General features: G+C 70.6%; 13 protein-coding genes. 9 read left to right on the top strand and 4 right to left on the bottom strand.

Annotated elements, in window-relative coordinates; translation table 11 throughout:
* Window positions 1-30: 30 nt before the first annotated feature.
* The 3 genes from MKP15_RS12900 to MKP15_RS12890 form a co-directional block, all read right to left on the bottom strand.
* Window positions 31-2,646: a TonB-dependent receptor gene (locus MKP15_RS12900; protein ID WP_240212958.1), complete on the bottom strand. Its 2,616-nt coding sequence runs from the start codon at window positions 2,644-2,646 to the stop codon at window positions 31-33.
* 59 nt (window positions 2,647-2,705) lie between these two features.
* Window positions 2,706-3,626, bottom strand: a complete 921-nt coding sequence (locus MKP15_RS12895) for an AraC family transcriptional regulator (protein ID WP_240212957.1) — start codon at window positions 3,624-3,626, stop codon at window positions 2,706-2,708.
* A gap of 260 nt (window positions 3,627-3,886) precedes the next feature.
* On the bottom strand, window positions 3,887-4,279 hold the full coding sequence (locus tag MKP15_RS12890; RefSeq protein WP_240212956.1) for a hypothetical protein: 393 nt from the start codon (window positions 4,277-4,279) through the stop codon (window positions 3,887-3,889).
* A gap of 362 nt (window positions 4,280-4,641) precedes the next feature.
* Here MKP15_RS12890 and MKP15_RS12885 point away from each other — a divergent pair, with 362 nt between their 5' ends.
* Window positions 4,642-6,909 (top strand): winged helix-turn-helix domain-containing protein, encoded by a 2,268-nt coding sequence (locus tag MKP15_RS12885; RefSeq protein ID WP_240212955.1) that lies wholly within the window; start codon window positions 4,642-4,644, stop codon window positions 6,907-6,909.
* Between the two features lie 246 nt (window positions 6,910-7,155).
* A complete protein-coding gene (chrA, locus tag MKP15_RS12880; protein WP_240212974.1) occupies window positions 7,156-8,352 on the top strand; it encodes a chromate efflux transporter in 1,197 nt (398 codons plus the stop codon).
* Window positions 8,353-8,413: 61 nt separating this feature from the next.
* On the opposite strand, the gene glmS is transcribed toward chrA, so the two are convergent.
* Window positions 8,414-10,246 (bottom strand): glutamine--fructose-6-phosphate transaminase (isomerizing), encoded by a 1,833-nt coding sequence (gene glmS, locus MKP15_RS12875; protein WP_240212954.1) that lies wholly within the window; start codon window positions 10,244-10,246, stop codon window positions 8,414-8,416.
* 217 nt (window positions 10,247-10,463) lie between these two features.
* Here glmS and MKP15_RS12870 point away from each other — a divergent pair, with 217 nt between their 5' ends.
* The 7 genes from MKP15_RS12870 (at window position 10,464) to MKP15_RS12840 (ending at window position 19,231) form a co-directional block, all read left to right on the top strand.
* Window positions 10,464-11,732, top strand: a complete 1,269-nt coding sequence (locus MKP15_RS12870) for an efflux RND transporter periplasmic adaptor subunit (RefSeq protein WP_104937941.1) — start codon at window positions 10,464-10,466, stop codon at window positions 11,730-11,732.
* 158 nt (window positions 11,733-11,890) lie between these two features.
* A complete protein-coding gene (locus MKP15_RS12865) occupies window positions 11,891-12,613 on the top strand; it encodes an ABC transporter ATP-binding protein (RefSeq protein WP_104937940.1) in 723 nt (240 codons plus the stop codon).
* An 18-nt stretch (window positions 12,614-12,631) separates the two neighbouring features.
* A complete protein-coding gene (locus tag MKP15_RS12860; protein ID WP_240212973.1) occupies window positions 12,632-13,954 on the top strand; it encodes an ABC transporter permease in 1,323 nt (440 codons plus the stop codon).
* An 8-nt stretch (window positions 13,955-13,962) separates the two neighbouring features.
* Window positions 13,963-15,180, top strand: coding sequence for an FtsX-like permease family protein (locus tag MKP15_RS12855; RefSeq protein WP_240212953.1), 1,218 nt, complete (start codon window positions 13,963-13,965; stop codon window positions 15,178-15,180).
* A 20-nt stretch (window positions 15,181-15,200) separates the two neighbouring features.
* Window positions 15,201-16,505 (top strand): ABC transporter permease, encoded by a 1,305-nt coding sequence (locus MKP15_RS12850; RefSeq protein ID WP_104940093.1) that lies wholly within the window; start codon window positions 15,201-15,203, stop codon window positions 16,503-16,505.
* 92 nt (window positions 16,506-16,597) lie between these two features.
* A complete protein-coding gene (locus tag MKP15_RS12845) occupies window positions 16,598-17,821 on the top strand; it encodes an FtsX-like permease family protein (protein WP_161614321.1) in 1,224 nt (407 codons plus the stop codon).
* Window positions 17,822-17,917: 96 nt separating this feature from the next.
* Window positions 17,918-19,231 carry an ABC transporter permease gene (locus MKP15_RS12840; RefSeq protein ID WP_240212952.1) on the top strand — a complete coding sequence of 438 codons (1,314 nt, stop codon included), beginning with the start codon at window positions 17,918-17,920 and terminating at the stop codon, window positions 19,229-19,231.
* Window positions 19,232-19,298: the final 67 nt, after the last annotated feature.

The raw sequence follows: 19,298 nt of genomic DNA, 5'->3' as shown, positions 1-19,298 counted from the left end.
CCCGTCGTGGCAAACGGCCCGGGCGGCGGCTCAGAACTTCTGCGTGTAGCGCAGGTAGACGATGCGGCCGTAGGCGTTGTACAGGTTGAAGTTCCAGGGCCGGCCGTCGGTTTCGACCAGCTGCGGGTAGCGGTTGCCCAGGTTGTTGGCGCCCAGGGTGATGCCGGCGTTCCACGGCGCCTTGTAGGTCAGCGCCAGGTCATGGGTGACATAGCTGCCCACGCGCGTGCCCGGGTCGCCGGCCAGGAAGCCGAAGGTCGGCTTGACCCCGGGGTTGCGCTGGTCGCCGATGTAGTTGACGTTCCAGTTGACGCTCCAGTCCCCGCGGCTCCAGATGTTGCGCAGGCTGCCGCGCATCTCCGGGGCGGCCGCCCAGCCCAGCCGGTCCTTGACCGTGGCCCCGTCGGTCACCTTGAACTCCAGCACGCGCGCCACCTGCAGCCAGCTCTCCAGCCGGCCCCAGCCGCCGCCGTCGAAACGGCCGCGCAGGTTCAGGTCCAGGCCGCGGGTGCTGAGGTCGCCCTCGTTGGCATAGGCGGTGTTGATCTCGCGGATGGAGCCGTTGGCGCGTCGCTCCACCGAGGTTCCGGCCGGCAGCGGCAGGCCGTTGTTGTCGAACTCCACCAGCTCCTGGTACTCGATCTGGCGGATGCGGTCGTCGATGCGGATGTGGTAGTAGTCCAAGGTCAGGTTCAGCCAGTCCAGCGGGTCCCAGGCCAGGCCCAGGCTGTACTGGCGGGAATGCTCGGAGCCCAGCGCGGGGTTGCCGCTGGACCAGGTATCGACCTGGTAGCTGACGTCCTTGCTGACCGGGCCATCGGCGATGCCGTCGTTATTGGCGTCGCCGCCGCACTGGGCGGACGAATAGCCCACCGCCAGGCAGCTGCGGTAGTCCTGCACGTGCTCGGCCGAGAACGAACGCTTGGCATGGATGCTGTTGAGGTTGGGCGCGCGAAAGCCCTTGCCGACCGAACCGCGCAGGGTCAGGTTGGCCAGCGGCTGCCAGCGCAGCGAGAGCTTGGGCGACAGGTCGCCGCCGTAATCGCTGTAGCGGTCGTAGCGCGCGGCCAGGGTGAAGTCGAACCCGTCCGCCACCGGCAGCAGCCATTCGGCGAAGGCGGCCTGCACGCGGCGGTTGCCGGCCGCCGAGTTGCCCGAGGAGCCGGCCACGACGCCGGCTTCGGACAATGAATCGTAGGTGTCGGCATAGTCTTCGCGGCGCGACTCCAGGCCGAACGCCAGCGCCGAGCGCCCGCCGGCCATGTCGAACAGGTCCAGGCTGGCGTTGGCGTAAAGCTCGTCGATGACGAACTTGCCCTCGCGGCTGGTGGTGGTGGTGAAGCCCTTGATGACCTCGTCGGGGTTGCCGAACGGGTCGCGCAGGTTGTAGCGGCCATCGGCGGCGGCGGCCTCGGCCAGCGGGGTGACGATGTAGCCGCGTCCCTGGTCGCGCAGGCGCGCGTCGCTGCGGCGCACGCCGGCATCCACGCTGAGCCGGTCATTGACCTGCCAGTCCACGCCGACGCCCAGGTCGAGCACGGTGTTGTCGATGTAGTTGTCGCGGTTGCCGGCCGCGGCGTAGCGGTGGTAGATGAAGGCGCCGAGGCCGTCGCCGGGCACCGGGTCGTTGGGCGAGTTCTCCGCCACGTAGAGCACCCCGGGCGTCGGCGCGTAGCGGCCGAAACTGCTGGCATGGCTGTAGCTGGCGGTGGAGTACAGCGACACCGCGTCGTTGACCCGCAGGGTGCCGCGCGCGAACAAGGCCTTGTTCTTGATCGAGGCCTCGTTGGCGGCCACCGCGTTGTAGTCGTAGACGCAGTTGCTGCCGTTCATCCAGAAGTTCGGATCCTTGCAGGCATAGCCCGGCAGCGCACCACCGGCATCGCCCTCCTCGCCCGGGCTGGTCGCGCTCTCGAAGTAGAAATTGTTGCCATAGAGCGAGCTGCCGCGCGTGTCGCCGCCGAGCTGGTCGCGGGTGAACACGATGCCGCGCGCGTTGTAGGACGCGCCGAACATCAGGTTGCCGCGCTCGCCGGAGGTACCGAGCAGGAGCGATCCCTCCTCGGTGTCGCCGCCGGCGACATCGGGCGATCCCCTGCCGAGGCGCAGTTCGGCGCCGTCGAAATCCTTGCGCAGGATGATGTTGACCACGCCACCGATGGCGTCGGAACCGTACAGCGCGGAGGCGCCGTCGGACAGCACCTCGATGCGCTCCACCGCCGCCATCGGGATGGTGTTGAGGTCGGCATTGCTGCCCAGCGACGGCGCGTACGGCGCGCGGCGGCCATCGACCAGCACCAGGGTGCGGTCCGAGCCGATGCCGCGCAGGTTGACGTCGGATACGCCCTGGGCGCTGCTGCCCGAGCGCGGGCTGAAGTTGCCGAACGAGGCGAACGTGGTATCGCGCAGCACATCGGCCACCGAGACATGGCCGCTGGCGTCGATCGCGGCGCGGTCGATCACGGTGACCGGCACCGCGCCCTCGATGTCGGCGCGCTTGATGCGCGAGCCGGTGACTTCTATCCGGTCCAGGCTGCGCACGTCCGGCTGCGATTGCGCCAGCGAAGCGAACGGGACCAGTGCGGCGGCGATGCCCAGCGGGAGCACGGCCAGCCGGGCGACCGGCTTGGAACAGCGATGTTTCACGGATTTCTCTCCAGGTAATGTTGGTGGGACGTCAACGCCACACGACGTTAATGAGCCGCTCACGCCACTGCGCCGCACGCCCTGTCCATTGGGTTTGCAGGGTCTGTCGACAGCGCCTGCGCGCCACTGCGGTACAGCGACGGCGTCACGCCGAAGCGGGTGCGGAATGCGCGCGAGAAGCTGCAGTTGTTCTCGAAGCCACTGGCCGCGCCCACCTCGGTGATGGACAGCGAGGTATCGCGGATCAGGCGCGCGCTGCTGGCCAGCCGCAGCCGCACCGAGGTGGCCTGCGGGCATTCGCCGTAGACCGCACGGAAGGTCTTGGTGAAGTACCAGACCGACATGCTGCTGAGCTCGGCCAGCTCGCCGATCCTGACCACCCGGTGGGTATGCCCTTCGATGTACTGCAGGGCGCGCTGCATGCGCGCATAGACCTGCCGCCGGTGCGACAGCGAACGCCCCGGGCAGCGCGCGATCAGCGCCTGCTGGCCCTGCTGCAGCCCGGCCAGGGCGCGCAGCAGCCGTTCCACCTGCCAGCGGTCGGCGGGCGTGGCCTGCATGCCGCGGCCCGGGCGCCCCAGCACCGCGCGCCAGCGGCGCGCCAGCAGCCGCCGTGCCAGCCCCGTCACGCTGCCACGGCCTGGGAACAGCGCCAGCTGCGGCGAGCGCAGCAGGCGCATCTGCAGGGCCGCCGGCAACACCAGCCCGACGGCGACGGTGCGTTCACCGGCATGCAGCAGCGGGTGCGCGCCACGGTCGAAGTGGATCCACTGGCCGACCCCGAGCCGGAACGCACCCGCCCGCGCGGCAATATCCAGCTCGCCCCGGAGCACCAGCCAGAACGACGCCTCGGCCGCGCCCAGCGCCAGGCTGGCGCCGCGCGCGAGCGTCGCCAGCAGCGGCAGGTCGGCATCGCCCACCTGCTCCAGTTCGCGCGTATCACCACGGTCCAGCCACAACACCTGCATTTGCACCTGCATGACCACTCCTTTGTTGGAACTGGCCATCTGTTTGCGCGTCCGCGTGCCGAAATGCCGGAAATGCAGCCGAAATCTTTCCGAAATCCGCTGCCGGCGGCATGCCACAGGCCATTGCCGCGTCCGCGCGGCGGACAGGCGGACAGTGCGGACAGCCCCGTGCGCACTGGCTGCGCCGCGTATCCGGCGTCCGCGGCGGACACACGAACGCGCAGGCCCGCACCAGGACGGTGCGGGCCTGTGTTGGATCACGGGGCGCGGGGTCAGTTGCGCCGGCGCGCGAGGCGCTTGTACTCGGCCTCGTCGATCGCGCGCATCCCGCGCACCGCGCAGCGGCCGGACCGGGAAGTCACCACGCTGCCTTCGGTGCAGACCACGTTCTGGCGGCCATCGGTGGCGATCACGATGTTCGAATTCCGCATCGTCGCCTCGCAGTAACCGCCGAAATCGAGGCGCAGATGCTTGTCGCCATCAGCGATGACCATGCCCTCGCCGCCCACACGCGCCGCCTTGTGCTGGCCGGACAGGGTGACGCAGGACGCCGGCGTGGCATCACCCTGCTTGCCAGCCGCCACGGCATCCACGGGCAGCATGGCGGCGGCGGCCAGGCCCAGGACGATCATCAGATATCGGTACATGGTGCTTTCCTTCTTCATGCCGTGCCCGGCATGGGCACGGACACAAGGCTAGGCAGCGGGCGGCACGGCGGAATCTGCTTGAAGTCGCGATGACCAAGGACCGGGCATGACGCCAAGCCATGCAAACCGCGTGGCGGACGACGCAGGCGAAGGCATCGCCTGGCTGAACGCCGGTGCACGACCTGACCAAAGGCACATGCCGCTGTGCCAGTGGCGACACATCCTCGGGCCGTGACGGGGCCGTGGCTGCGGCACGGCATCGCACCGGACCGACGCGGTCCGCGTGCCGTGCCGGTGCGGTGCGCGCCCCGTCCACGATCAGGGCGGGCATGCTGGCCAGGCCTGCAGACGGGCAGACCGGCACAAGGGAAGAGCAGGCAGTGAACGACGTGGGTGATACCGGCAACGCGGACCGGGCGCAGGCGTCCGCGGGCCGTATCCTGCGCGTGGGCGACCACGATATCGACATGGACCGGCGCACCGTGGTCTCGCGCATCGATGGCAACTCGCGGCGGGTGACGCGCAAATCACTGCAGGTACTGCGGGTGCTCGTGGACGAGGCCGGGAAAGTGGTGAGCCGCGACGTGCTGCTGGCGCGCGTGTGGCCCGACACGCTGCCCACCGACGACGTACTGACCCAGGCCATCGCCCTGCTGCGCAAGGCATTCGGCGACGACCGCGGGGCCCCGCGCTACATCGAGACCATCGCCAGGGGCGGCTACCGCCTGCTGGCCACGCATGCGTGGCTGGCGGCGCCGGTCGCGGATGCCGAACCGGCGCGGGACGCCGCCACGCACGAGGCCACGGCGCCGGAACTGCATCCGGAACCGGATCCGGCCCCGCACCCGGCCCCACCCGCCGCGTCGCGGCGCGCAGGGCGGCGGTGGTGGCCCGCGCTGCTGGCGGTCGCGGTACTGGGGGTGACGCTGGTGCCGGCGCTGCTGCTGCCCGCCCGCACCGCGCGCCACGCCGCGGCAACCGCGGCCGGCGGCGCGCGCGAGGCGTCGCTGCAGTACCACGCCATCGTGTCCTCGCCCGAGCAGGAGACCGCGCCGCGCCTGTCACCGGACGGCACGCAACTGCTGTTCGCGCGCCAGGACCCCGCCACGGGCGGGCAGCGGCTGTACCTGCAGCGCACGTCGCAGGCCAGCGCGCAGCCGTTCACCTTCCCCGTCGGCGACGAGCGCGACAGCCTGCCGGCATGGTCGCGCGACGGCCGCCAGGCCGCGTTCGTGCGCAGGTCCGGGCAGGGCTGCCACTTCATGCTCGCCGCAGCCGACGGCGGCGCCGCGCGGGTGGCCGGCGCCTGCGCGGACCGCGAGGGGCAACCGTTCGACTGGACCCCCGATGGCGGCGCACTGGTCGCCGGTGGTGTGCGCGCGGACGGCGGCCGTGGGCTGCACCGGCTCGATCTCGCCAGCGCGCGCTGGCGCGCACTGGACTACGGCGTCGACCGCGATGCCGTCGATTCGCTGCCGCGCCACTCCCCCGATGGCCGCTGGCTCGGCTTCCGCCGCGGCACCACGCTGGGCGACCTGTGGGTCATGCCCGCGGCCGGTGGTACGCCGCGCCGCGTCACTTCGCTGCGCGGCGACATCCGCGGCTGGGCCTGGCTGCCGGACAGCCGCGGCATGGTCTTCAGCCTGGTCAAGGAAGAAGTCCGGCTGTACCGCGTCGACCTGGCCGGTGGCACGCCGGTGCCGCTGCCGGTGCTGGGGGGCGGCAACCCGACCTACCCCGACATCGCCGCCGACCACTGGTCGATGGTGTTCGAGATCGACCGGCTGCGCAGCGGCATGTTCCGCTTCCGCACCGACGGCAGCGGCGGCGGCGAGCCGGTGTTCGCATCCAGCGGCGTCGACCTCACCCCCGGCATCTCCCCCGATGGCAGCACCCTGGCCTTCGTGTCCGACCGCAGCCTGCACGCGCAGCTGTGGATCGGCCAGCCGGCGCACCCGCAGACGCTGCGTCCGGTGGCCGGGCTGGTGCCGGTGCCGCGCCATCCGCCGGTCTGGTCCGCTGATGGCCGCCGCCTGCTGGTGATCGGCCGCGGTGAGCACGGCGACCGGCTGTTCGAGGTCGACGTCGGCAGCGACACGGTGAACGCGTTGCCGGTGCCGGCCGCGTCGCCGGCGTTCGCCGCCTACACCGATCGCAGCGACCGCCTGCTGGTGGGCACCGACGCCGGCCAGGGCCGCCTGCAGCTCACGCTCTATTCGCTGCCGGACTGGCGCCGCATCGCCTCGCTGGACGACGTGGCGGTTGCCCGCCATGACCCGGCCGGACACCGGGTCTGCTTCACCCGGCCGGCCCGCCGCGGCCTGTGGTGCGCCGACCCGATGCTGCAGGCGGTGGTCCAGCATGACGCCGGATTCCCGGACGTGGCCCACTACCGCGAGTGGAGCATCGCCGCGGGAGCGCCGCACTACAGCGGGCCGGCCGCGGGCTGCGGAACCGCGTGGCTGCCGCTCGGCCAGGCGCGCCGCGACGGCGGCCGCACGCGCTGCCTGATCGCCGCGCAGGCCACGCTGCCCGGCTCCAGCAGTGTCGACCGCGAAGGCCGCTGGTTGTATGCATCGTTGCCACTGGAGCACAACATCGACGTCGGCTGGACCTCGCTGCAGGCATTGGCCGCGACCGCGCGGTGACGGCGGGTGGGCGGCCGCCCCCGCGGTGGCCGCGGACAGCGTCGCCCGCGCAGGCGCGCCTGTCATCGGCCTGCGCTACTGTCGGCCACCGCCTTCCGCCATCGCGCCGTGCCATGCCCACCACCGCTTTCCCGGCCGCCACCGGCCGCCCCCCGTCGCAGCGCGTCCGCAGCCGCCCCGCAGGCGCGGTGCCACCGGGAAGCCGCCGTGGCGCATGAAACCGATGCGCCCGGCGGCGCTGACCCGGTGGCCGGCGACAGCGCATGGCGCGTGTTCCTGGTGTTCCTGCGGCTGGGCCTGGTCGCCTTCGGCGGGCCGGTCGCGCACCTGGGTTACTTCCACGCCGAGTTCGTCACCCGGCGCCGCTGGCTGGACCCGCGCGCCTATGCCGACCTGGTCGCGCTCTGCCAACTGCTGCCGGGCCCGGCCAGCAGCCAGGTCGGCATGGCGCTGGGCCTGTCGCGCTGCGGCTACCGTGGTGCGTTCGCTGCCTGGGCCGGCTTCACCCTGCCGTCGGCCATCGCCCTGATCGTCTTCGCGCGGTTCCTGGCCGCGCATCCCGGGGTGATTCCGCCCGGGGTGCTGCACGGACTCAAGGTCGTGGCGGTGGCGGTGGTGGCGCAGGCGGTCTGGGGCATGGCACGCAACCTGTACGCCGGCGGCACGTGGCTGGCGCTGGTGCTGGTGGCGGCCGCCATCGCCCTGGGCGTTCCTTCGGCCTGGGTGCAGCCGGGCCTGATCGCCGCCGCCGCGCTGGCCGGCCTGCTGCTGTTCAAACCCACGCCGGCGCCCCCAGGCGGCGCCTGGACCATCGCCGTGGGACGCCGCGCCGGCGCGTGGTGGCTGGCGCTGTTCTTCGCCCTGCTGGTGGCGCTGCCGCTGCTCGCCGCGCTGCGGCCCGGCCACGCCATCGCCGAGGCCAACGCTTTCTTCCGCGCCGGCGCGCTGGTGTTCGGTGGCGGCCACGTGGTGCTGCCACTGCTGCAGGCGGCGGTGGTGCCAGCGGGCTGGGTCGACAACGACACCTTCCTCGCCGGCTACGGCGCCGCGCAGGCCATGCCCGGGCCGTTGTTCGCCTTCGCCGGCTTCCTCGGCGCCTCCATGCAGGCGGCACCGTCGGGCTGGAGCGGCGGGTTGCTGTGCCTGCTGGCGATCTTCGCCCCGTCGTTCCTGCTGGTCGCAGGCACGCTGCCGTTCTGGAACCGGCTGCGCGGCAACGCGCGCATGCGCGCCGCGCTGAGCGGCATCAACGCGGCGGTGGTGGGCCTGCTGCTGGCCGCGCTCTACGACCCGGTAGGCACCCATGCCATCCATGCGCCGCGGGACATCGCGCTGGCGCTGGCCGCGCTGGCCGCGCTGGCATGGTGGAAGCTGCCGCCGTGGCTGGTGGTGGTCGGCTGCGGTGCCGCCGGCGGGATCGCGGGCATCGCCGGCCTGCAATGAACCGGCGGCCGGACGCGGTTGCCGCGCCGGCCGCCGTAGGGTCAAGCGGGCGCCGCCGCGCTCACTCCACGGTGACGCTCTTGGCCAGGTTGCGCGGCTTGTCCACGTCGGTGCCGCGCGCCAGGGCGGTGTGGTAGGCCAGCAGCTGCACCGGGATGGTGTGCACCACCGGGCTGAGCACGCCGGCGTGGCGCGGGGTGCGGATCACGTGCACGCCGTCGGAGGCGGTGAAGTTGCTGTCCTGGTCGGCGAACACGAACAGCTCGCCACCACGCGCGCGCACTTCCTGCATGTTGGATTTCACCTTCTCCAGCAGGCTGTCGTTGGGCGCGATCACCACCACCGGCATCTCCGCGTCCACCAGTGCCAGCGGCCCGTGCTTGAGCTCGCCGGCCGGGTAGGCCTCGGCATGGATGTAGGAGATTTCCTTGAGCTTGAGCGCGCCTTCCAGCGCGATCGGGTAGTGCAGGCCGCGACCGAGGAACAGCGCGTTGGCCTTGCCGGCGAAGCGCTCGGCCCAGGCCACGATCTGCGGCTCCAGGTTCAACACGTGCTGCACGCTGCCCGGCAGGTGCCGCAGCTGCTCCAGGTAGTCGGCCTCGCGCGCGGCGTCGACCCGGCCGTGCAGCCGGCCCAGCACCACCGCCAGCTGGAACAGCGCCGCCAGCTGGGTGGTGAAGGCCTTGGTCGAGGCCACGCCGATCTCGGCGCCGGCGCGGGTATAGCAGACCAGTTCGCTGGCGCGCGGGATGGCGCTCTCGGGCACGTTGCAGATCGACAGCGTGTGCGCGTGCCCCAGCGACTTGGCGTACTTCAGCGCCTCCATCGTGTCCAGGGTTTCGCCGGACTGGGAAATGGTCACCACCAGGTGCCTGGGGTTGGCATAGGCGGCGCGGTAGCGGTACTCGCTGGCGATCTCCACGCTGCACGGCAGCCCGGCGATGGCCTCGATCCAGTAGCGCGCGGTCAGCCCGGCGTAGTAACTGGTGCCGCAGGCGAGGATCTGCACGCCCTCGATGCCGGCCAGCACCGTTTCGGCGTTGCGGCCGAACAGCGTGGCAGGGAAGCCGCCGGCGTCGATCGCCGCCTCGATGGTGTCGCCCAGCGCGCGCGGCTGCTCGTGGATCTCCTTCTGCATGAAGTGGCGGTATGGGCCCAGCTCCAGCGATGCCAGCGACACGTCGGACAGGTGCTCCTCGCGCTGCACCGGCATGTCGTCGGGGCCGAACACGCGCACGCCGGCGCGGGTCAGCTCGGCGGTGTCGCCTTCCTCCAGGAACACCACGCGGCGGGTGGCCTGGATCACCGCCGACACGTCGGAAGCGACGAAGTTCTCGCCCTCGCCCAGGCCCACCAGCAACGGGCAGCCCATGCGCGCGACCACCATCCGCTCCGGCTCCTTGCGGCTGATCACCGCCAGCGCGTAGGCGCCGGTCAATTCCTTGACCGCCCGCTGCAGCGCGCCCAGCAGGTCGTCGTGGTCGGCCTGCAGGTGGTGGTGGATCAGGTGCGCGATGACCTCGGTATCGGTCTGCGACTCGAACGTGTAGCCCAGCGCGCGCAGGCGCTCGCGTTGTTCCTCGTGGTTCTCGATGATGCCGTTGTGCACCAGCGCCACGCCGTGGCTGACGTGCGGGTGGGCGTTGGATTCGGTGACGCCACCATGGGTGGCCCAGCGGGTGTGGCCGATGCCGAGCGTGGCGGCGAAGCCTTCGGCCGCGGCGGCACTGGCCATCTCGGCCACGCGGCCGGTGCGGCGCACGCGGCGGATGTCGCGGTCATTGAGCACGGCGATGCCGGAAGAATCGTAGCCCCGGTATTCCAGCCGCTTCAGTCCTTCGATCAGTACCGGTACCACATCGCGATCCGCGATCGCTCCCACAATGCCGCACATAGTCCATCCGCCTGGATTCACAGACGGACATTCTAGGTCAGCCGCTTCGGACATCCATCGGACAACGGCGCGACACCCGGCCGCGGACACTGTCCGCGCCGGTGTCCGCGGACACCCGGACACCGCACCGCGCAGGAATTAATCCTTGTTTTTCATGCACATGGATGTTGGCACGGGACGTGCTTAACAGATACCAACTCTTCCAGCGAAGCCGACGATGATCCGCGACACCTCCGCACAGGACCAGACAATCTCCCAGCGCTCGCGGCCGCAGTGGCGCCGCTGGCTGTGGCCGGCCGTGGCCACGGTCGTGGTGCTGGCGGGCATCGGCTTCGTCGCCAAGGGCTGGCTGGGCGGCTCGCGCTCGTTCGATGGCGCGCGCCTGCGCATCGCCACCGTGGGCCGCGGCGACCTGGTGCGCGACATCGCCGCCGACGGCCGCGTGATCGCCGCCAACAGCCCGGTGCTGTACGCGATCTCCGCCGGCACCGTGACCCTGAAGGTGGTGGCCGGCGACGTGGTCAAGCAGGGCCAGGAGCTGGCGGTGATCGACAGCCCGGAACTGCGCAGCAAGCTGGCGCAGGAACAGGCCACCCTGGCCGGCCTGGAGGCCGAGGCCGGGCGCGCCGCGCTCGACGCCACCCTGGCCCGCGCCACCGCCAGCAAGGTCACCGACCAGGCCGCCATCGACCGCCAGGCCGCCGCCCGCGACCTGGAGCGCTACCAGCGCGGCTTCGACGGCGGCGCGGTGCCGCAGGTCAACCTGGCCAAGGCGCAGGACGACCTGAAGAAGGCCGAGATCACCCTGCAGCATGCGCGCAGCGATGCCGCGCTGCAGAGCCAGGGCGCGGACCTGGACGCGCGCAACAAGCGCCTGCTCGCCAACCGCCAGCAGGCGGTGGTGGCCGAGGTGCAGCGCCAGGTGGACGCACTCACCCTGCGCGCGCCGTTCGACGGCCAGGTCGGCCAGGTGCAGGCCACCCAGCACACCCAGGTCGCGGCCAACGCGCCGATCCTGGGCGTGGTCGACCTGTCGCGCTTCGAGATCGAGATCAAGGTGCCCGAGAGCTTCGCCCGCGATCTGGCGATCGGCATGCCGGCCCAGCTCACCAGCGGCTCCGGCCAGCCGTTCCCGGGCGAAATCTCCGCGGTTTCGCCGGAGGTGGTCAACGGCGAGGTCGTGGCCCGCATCCGCTTCTCCGACAAGCAGCCCGAGGGCCTGCGCCAGAGCCAGCGGATGAGCGCGCGGATCCTGCTCGACACCCGCAAGAACGTGGTCAAGGTCGAGCGCGGCCCGTTCGTCGAGCAGTCCGGCGGCCGCTACGCGTGGGTGGTCAACGGCAGCACCGCCAGCCGCCGCCCGGTGCAGTTCGGCGTCAGCAGCCTGGGCGAGGTCGAGATCGTCTCCGGCCTGCAGCCGGGCGAGAAGGTCGTCGTTTCCGGTACCGACCTGTTCGGCGACGCCGAGAAGGTTTCCATCAACTGATCGAAAAGCCGGGCGCGGGGAACGGGCAACGGGGCATGGAAGCGACGGCAATCGTCCAGACCCCCGCAGGCGCGATCCCCCACCCTTCCGCCACTGCGCTTCCTGTCCACCACGCCTGATCCCGCGTTTCCCGTTTCCCCTTTCCCAGAGGTCATCCCATGCTCCAGATGCAATCCGTCTCCAAGGTCTTCCGCACCGAGCAGGTCGAAACCCACGCGCTGCGCTCGCTCGACCTGCACGTGCGCGAAGGCGAGTTCGTCGCGGTCACCGGCCCGTCCGGCTCCGGCAAGACCACCTTCCTCAACATCGCCGGCCTGCTGGAGACCTTCACCAGCGGCAAGTACCTGCTCGACGGCCAGGACGTCAGCCACCTGGGCGACGATGCCCGCTCGCGCCTGCGCAACCAGAAGATCGGCTTCATCTTCCAGGGCTTCAACCTGATCCCCGACCTGAACCTGTTCGACAACGTCGACGTGCCGCTGCGCTACCGCGGCATGCCCTCGGCCGAGCGCCGCGAGCGCATCGAGAAGGCGCTCAGCAGCGTCGGCCTGGGCTCGCGCATGAAGCACTACCCGGCCGAGCTTTCCGGCGGCCAGCAGCAGCGCGCCGCCATCGCCCGCGCCCTGGCCGGCAGCCCGCGCCTGCTGCTGGCCGACGAACCGACCGGCAACCTCGACACGCAGATGGCGCGCGGCGTCATGGAACTGCTGGAGGAGATCAACAGCCAGGGCACCACCATCGTCATGGTGACCCACGATCCGGAACTGGCCGCGCGCGCGCAGCGCAACGTGCACATCGTCGACGGCCAGGCCACCGACCTGCTGCGCGAACCGTCGCTCGGGCGCGCGGTGGCGTCGGTCGAAGCGGCCACCCAGGCCTGAGCCACGGACATGCTGTCGCTGCTCCCCTACTACCTCCGGCAAGGCCTGCGCAGCCTTCGCCGCACGCCGGTGCTCACCGGGCTGATGGTGCTGTCCATCGCCATGGGCATCGGCGCGGCGATGACGACCTTGACCGTGCGGCACCTGCTGTCCGGTGATCCGCTGCCGGGACGCAGCCAGCACATCTACTACCCGCAGATCGATGCGACGCCCAGCGAGGAGCCGCGCGCCAACCCGCTGGACATGCTCGACTACACCACCGCCGTGGACCTGTGGCGCGCGGCCAGGGCCGACCGCCAGGCGCTGGTGGTGGACAGCCCGGTCAAGCTGCAGGCACCGGACAACGGCGAGCCGGCGAGCATGGCGACCATGCTCTCCACCACCGCCGATTTCTTCCCGATGTTCCAGGTGCCGATGGCCTGGGGCAGCGGCTGGTCGGCCGAGGACGACGAACGCCGCGCGCGGGTGGCGGTGATCTCCTGGGACCTCAACCAGCACCTGTTCGGGGGCACGGACAGCACCGGGAAGATGCTGCGCATCCGCGGCAGCGACGTGCGCATCGTCGGCGTGCTCGCACCGTGGCGGCCCTCGCCCCAGTTCTACACGGTGGCCGGCGGCCGCTTCGCCCAGGGCGATACGGCGTCGTACTACGCCAGGCCCGAGGACGTGATGGTGCCGTTCTTCACCGGCCTGCAGATCAACGCCGGCAACTTCCACCAGTTCACCTGCTGGGCGCTGCCCGAGCGCCCGGGCCACCTGGAGAACTCGCCGTGCGTATGGCTGCAGCTGTGGGTCCAGCTGGACAGCAGCGCCAAGGTCGCCGCCTACCGCCAGTTCATGGACGGCTACGTACGCCAGCAGAACACGCTGGGCCGCATCCGCCAGACCGGCAACATGCGCCTGCCAAGCCTGATGGAATGGCTGGACTACAACGGCGCGGTGCCGCGCGATGCGCGCCTGCAGTCGTGGCTGGCACTGGCGTTCCTGGGCATCTGCCTGTTCAACACCGTCGGCCTGCTGCTGGCCAAGTTCCTGCGCCGCAGCGGTGAGATCGGCGTGCTGCGCGCACTGGGCGCCACCCGCACCATGGTGTTCCTGCAATGCCTGGTCGAAGCGGCGCTGATCGGCCTGGCCGGCGGCGTGGCCGGGCTGGGCCTGACCCTGCTGGGGCTGTGGAACGTGCGCCAGCAACCGCTGGAATACGCCGACATGGTGCACCTGGACCTGCCGATGCTTGCCCTCACCTTCGCCCTGGCCGTGGCCACCACGCTGCTGGCCGGCCTGTTGCCGGCGCTGCGCGCGAGCCGGATCGACCCCGCACTGCAGGTCAAGTCGCTGTGAGCATGCGCATGGACATCAAACCCATCCTGGCGACCCTGACCCGGCACCGCGTTTCGGCGCTGCTGATCATGCTCGAGATCGCCCTGGCCTGCGCGGTGCTGTGCAACGCGCTGTTCATGGCGGTGTCGCGCATCGACCTGATCGGCCTGGACAGCGGCGTGGACGAAGCGTCGCTGGCCACGCTGTCGCTGAACGACTGCGAGGGCTGCAACCCCGCCGACATCAACGGCCGCTGGCTCGAGCTGCTGCGCCGCCAGCCCGGGGTACAGGCCGCCGGCGTGGTCAACAGCCTGCCGTTCGCGCAGCGCGCCGGCGCCGCCGGTGTCACCCTGGACCCGGAAGGCAAGCGCTTTGGCGGCGTGCCGCACTTCTACACCGTCGACCCCGGCGCGATCCAGGCGCTGGGGCTGGTGCCGGTGCAGGGCCGTGGCTTCACCGCCGCCGACTACCAGCCGGTCGACAACTTCCTGCCGGCCAATGCGCAGGTGTGGATCACCCGCGATTTCGCCGAGCACCTGTGGCCCGGCGAGAATCCGCTCGGCCGCGAGTTCTGGATGGGCACCTCGCACCTGAGTGTGGCCGGCATCGTCGCCCACTTCGCGGTGCCCAACCCCGGCCGCAGCGAAGGCGGCGTCGCCGCCGCGCAGTGGTCGGTGATCGTGCCGGTGGCCAGCGACGCGCAGAGCGGCACCTACGTGGTGCGCGCCGATCCGCGCGACCTGCCGGGCATTCTCCACGACGCGCTGGCGGCGGCACCGCGGCTGGTCCCCGAGGCCATCGTCAACCGTGAATACAGCCGCACCCTGGCCGAACTGCGCCACCGCTATTTCACCCAGGACCGGGCCATGACCCGGCTGCTGCTGGGCGTCTGTCTGGCGATGCTGCTGGTGACCGCACTGGGCATCGTCGGCCTGGCCAGCTTCTGGGTACAGCAGCGCACCAAGCAGATCGGCATCCGCCGCGCACTGGGCGCCACCCGGCGCCAAGTGGTGGCCTACTTCCAGACCGAAAACCTGCTGCTGAGCGCCGCCGGCATCGTGCTGGGCATGTTGCTGGCCTATGCCGGCAACCAGGTGCTGATGCACTACTTCGAGACCGACCGGCTGCCGCTGCTGTACCTGCCGCTCGGCGCGATCGCCCTGTTCGCGCTGGGCCAGGCCGCCGTCATCGGCCCGGCGCTGCGCGCCGCCTCCGTTCCGCCCATCGTCGCCACCCGCGGTCAGTGACCGCCCGCAAGGATACGTCCATGTTCGCCTACTACTTCAAACTGGCGCTGCGCAGCTTCCGTCGCAACAAGGTGCTCACCGCGTTGATGGTGCTGGCCATCGCGCTCGGCATCGGCGCGGCGATGACCACCCTGACCGTGTTCAAGGTGCTGTCCGGCGACCCCATCCCGCACAAGAGCGAGCGCCTGTTCTACGTGCAGCTGGATCCCTACACCAGGGAAGGCTACAAGCCGGGCGAAGAGCCGGAGCAGCAGCTGACCCGCTTCGACGCCGAGGAGCTGCTGCGGCAGAAGAAGGCGCCGCGGCAGGCGATGATGACCGGCGGCGACGGCATCGTCGATCCGCGCGTGGATGCACTCAAGCCGTTCAGCGTGAGCGCGCGTTACACCTCCGCCGATTTCTTCCCCATGTTCGACACGCCGTTCCTGTACGGACAGGGCTGGAGCGGCACCGAGGACAGCGGCCGCGCGCGGGTGGCGGTGATCAGCCGCAACCTCAACGAGAAGCTGTTCAAGGGCCAGAACAGCGTCGGCCGCGAGGTACTGTTCGAAGGCCATCCGCTGCGCATCGTCGGCGTGCTCGACAGCTGGTCGCCGCAGCCGCTGTTCTACGACGTGTTCGTCGGCAAGTACGACCGCAAGGAAGAGGTGCTGCTGCCGTTCTCCACCTCGCGCGACCTGCAGCTGGACCGCAGCGGCAACATGAACTGCTTCGGCCGCGAGATCGTCAACGACGCCACCGCGCTCAACGTGCCGTGCGCCTGGATCCAGTACTGGGTGGAGCTGGACGCGGCCGGCGACGCCGGTGCGTTCAAGGCCTACCTGGACAACTACTCCGAGCAGCAGCGCGCCGCCGGCCGCTTCGAGCGCCCGGCCAACACCCGCCTGCGCAACGTCATGCAGTGGATGGACTACCGCGGCGTGGTGCCCGGCGACGTGCGCCTGCAGATGTGGCTGGCGTTCGGCTTCCTGCTGGTGTGCCTGGTCAACACCGTCGGCCTGCTGCTGGCCAAGTTTCTGCGCCGCAGCGGCGAGATCGGCGTGCGCCGGGCGCTCGGCGCCAGCCGCGGTGAAATCTTCAAGCAGTGCCTGGTCGAGGCCGGCACCGTGGGCCTGGCCGGCGGGCTGCTCGGCCTGCTGTTCGCGCTCGGCGGCCTGTGGGCGGTGCGCCAGCGCCCGGCCGAGTACGCATCGCTCGCGCACCTGGACGGCTCGATGCTGGTGCTGACCTTCGCCCTGGCCATCTTCGCCAGCCTGCTGGCCGGCATCCTGCCGGCCTGGCGGGCGATGCAGGTGACCCCGGCGCTGCAGCTCAAGAGCCAGTAAGGCTGGAACGACTGGAGGGGTGGCGAGCAGGTCCGACCGGCTCTCCACCCGCTTCCCACCCCTCGTTTTTTCTTCCGCTTCCGGAGAACCCCATGGAAATCCGCCCCATCCTCTCCACGCTGGCGCGCCACAAGATGGCGGCCGCGCTGATCGTGCTGGAGATCGCGCTGAGCTGCGCCATCATCTGCAACGCACTGTTCATCGTCACCCAGCGCCTGGAGACACTGAACCTGGCCAGCGGCATGGACGATGACCGCCTGGTCGAGATCGCCCTGAGCGGCATCGGCCAGCAGACCGACGCCGATGCCCGCACCGCGCAGGACCTGGCGTCGCTGCGCGCCATCCCCGGCGTGGAACGCGTGGCCATCACCAACCAGCTGCCGTTCCAGAACGGCAGCTGGAACACCTCGCTCTCGCTCAGCGCCGAGCAGGAAGTCCCCACCCTCAGCGCCACCCAGTACATGTTCGGCGAAGGCACGCTGGCATCCATGGGGCTGAAGCTGGTCGCCGGCCGCGACTTCAACGCCGACGAATACAAGAGCAGCGACGAGCTGAACAAGATCGAGGACGTGAGCAACCTGTCCTCGGCCATCCTGCTGAGCAAGGCCGCCGCCGACAAGATGTTCCCGGAAGGCGATGCGCTGGGCAAAACCGTGTACATGGCCAACATCCCGCTGACCATCGTCGGCGTGGTCGACACCCTGCTGCGGCCCAACCTGATGGGCGGCAACCGCACGTTCTCGGCGATCTTCCCGATCCGCATGAACTTCTCCAACGGCGGCCGCTACCTGATCCGGGTCAGCGACCCGGCACGCCGCGCCGAGGTGCTCGAACAGGCGCTGGCCGCGCTGGACAGGAACGACCCCAACCGCCTGGTCTGGCGCAAGCAGACCTACGAAGAGGGCCGCGCCAAGTACTTCGCCAACGACCGCGACATGATCGGCCTGCTGCTGATCGTCAGCGCCCTGCTGCTGCTGGTGACCGCGCTGGGCATCGTCGGCCTGGCCAGCTTCTGGGTGCAGCAGCGCACCAAGCAGATCGGCATCCGCCGCGCCCTCGGCGCGACCAAGGGCCAGATCCTGCGCTACTTCCAGACCGAGAACTTCCTGCTGGCGACCATCGGCATCATCGTCGGCATGCTGCTGGCGTACCTGCTGAACCAGTGGCTGATGGGGCGCTACGAGCTGCCGCGGCTGCCGCTGCTGTACCTGCCGCTCGGCGCCGCGGCGCTGTGGTTGCTGGGCCAGCTGGCGGTGTTCGGCCCGGCGCGCCGCGCCGCGGCGATCCCGCCGGCCGTCGCCACCCGCAGCACCTGACCACGGACGCCCTTCCCGCGGCGGCAGGACGCACGCGGGAAGGCAGGCCCGGGACCCGTCCCGGGCCACAGGGAACACCGCACCACGGGGAACCATATGCTCGGCTACTACCTGCAGCTCGCGCTGCGAAGCTTCCGCCGCAACAGGGTACTGACCACCTTGATGGTGGTGACGATCGGCATCGGCATCGGTGCGGCGATGACCACGCTGACGCTGTACAAGGTGCTGTCCGGCGACCCGATACCGGACAAGAGCACGCGCCTGTTCTACCCGCGGCTGGAGCCGCGCACGCTCGGCCGCGACGTCAGCCTTGACCCGGAGCCGATGGACCAGCTGACCCGCTTCGACGCCGAGGAACTGCTGCGGCAGAAGCGCGGCGTGCGCCAGGCGATGATGAGCGCCGGCGCGGTGACGGTCCTGCCAGAAGGCACCGCGGCGCAGCCCTTCCGTGCCGCATCGCGCTACACCTCGGCCGATTTCTTCACCATGTTCAACGCGCCGCTGCGCGCCGGCCGCGGGTGGAGCGCGGACGACGACGCCGCCCGCGCGCGGGTGGCGGTGATCGGCTCCGGGTTGGCCACGAAGCTGTTCGCCGACGCCGACCCGGTCGGGCGCGAGATCCGGCTGCCGCAGGGGGGGCTGCGTGTCATCGGGGTGATGGACGAATGGACGCTCAACCCGCGCTTCTACGACCTCAGCAACCGCCGCTTCGGCGGCGGCGAGCAGGTGTTCCTGCCGTTCTCCACCTCGCGCGACATGCGCCTGCCCACCCAGGGGAACATGAACTGCTGGGGCAACAGCAACAACGACCCGGAAGGCGCGCGCGGGCGCAACGCGCCGTGCGCCTGGGTGCAGTACTGGGTGGAGCTGGAATCGCCCGGACAGGCTGCCGACTACCGCAAGTACCTGGCCGACTATTCGGACCAGCAACGCGCCGCCGGCCGTTTTGAACGCCCGGCCAACGTGCGCCTGGACGACGTCATGGGCTGGCTCGACGTCAACCGCGTGGTGCCCAACGACGTGCGCATGCAGATGTGGCTGGCGTTCGGCTTCCTGCTGGTGTGCCTGCTCAACACCGTCGGCCTGCTGCTGGCCAAGTTCCTGCGCCGCAGTGGGGAGATCGGCGTGCGCCGTGCGCTCGGCGCCGCGCGCGGCGATATCTTCCGGCAATGCCTGGTGGAAGCCGGCGCCATCGGCCTGGCCGGCGGCCTGCTCGGCCTGGGCTTCGCCGCGCTGGGCCTGTGGCTGATCCGCCAGCAGCCGGACGATTACGCGCGGCTGGCGCAGATGGATACCGGCACCCTGCTGCTGACCGTGACCCTGGCGCTGGCCGCCAGCCTGCTTGCCGGCCTGCTGCCGGCCTGGCGCGCGATGCAGGTGCCGCCGGCGCTGCAGCTCAAGAGCCAGTGAAGCAGGAACGAGTGAAGAGGAGTGAGAAGTGGGAGAAGTCCAGATCAAGAGCACTTGCAATCAAGTC

It is taken from the genome of Stenotrophomonas sp. Y6 (assembly GCF_022436665.1).
GTDB classification, from domain to species: Bacteria; Pseudomonadota; Gammaproteobacteria; order Xanthomonadales; family Xanthomonadaceae; genus Stenotrophomonas; species Stenotrophomonas acidaminiphila_A.
This window is presented reverse-complemented; position numbering and strand designations above follow the sequence as displayed.

Bases quoted from the DNA above. Each gene is read 5' to 3' on its own strand.
- MKP15_RS12895 (WP_240212957.1), bottom strand. From the start codon at position 3,626: ATGCAGGTGCAAATGCAGGTGTTGTGGCTGGACCGTGGTGATACGCGC.
- MKP15_RS12890 (WP_240212956.1), bottom strand. From the start codon at position 4,279: ATGAAGAAGGAAAGCACCATGTACCGATATCTGATGATCGTCCTGGGC.
- glmS (WP_240212954.1), bottom strand. From the start codon at position 10,246: ATGTGCGGCATTGTGGGAGCGATCGCGGATCGCGATGTGGTACCGGTA.
- MKP15_RS12870 (WP_104937941.1), top strand. From the start codon at position 10,464: ATGATCCGCGACACCTCCGCACAGGACCAGACAATCTCCCAGCGCTCG.
- MKP15_RS12865 (WP_104937940.1), top strand. From the start codon at position 11,891: ATGCTCCAGATGCAATCCGTCTCCAAGGTCTTCCGCACCGAGCAGGTC.
- MKP15_RS12855 (WP_240212953.1), top strand. From the start codon at position 13,963: ATGGACATCAAACCCATCCTGGCGACCCTGACCCGGCACCGCGTTTCG.
- MKP15_RS12850 (WP_104940093.1), top strand. From the start codon at position 15,201: ATGTTCGCCTACTACTTCAAACTGGCGCTGCGCAGCTTCCGTCGCAAC.
- MKP15_RS12845 (WP_161614321.1), top strand. From the start codon at position 16,598: ATGGAAATCCGCCCCATCCTCTCCACGCTGGCGCGCCACAAGATGGCG.
- MKP15_RS12840 (WP_240212952.1), top strand. From the start codon at position 17,918: ATGCTCGGCTACTACCTGCAGCTCGCGCTGCGAAGCTTCCGCCGCAAC.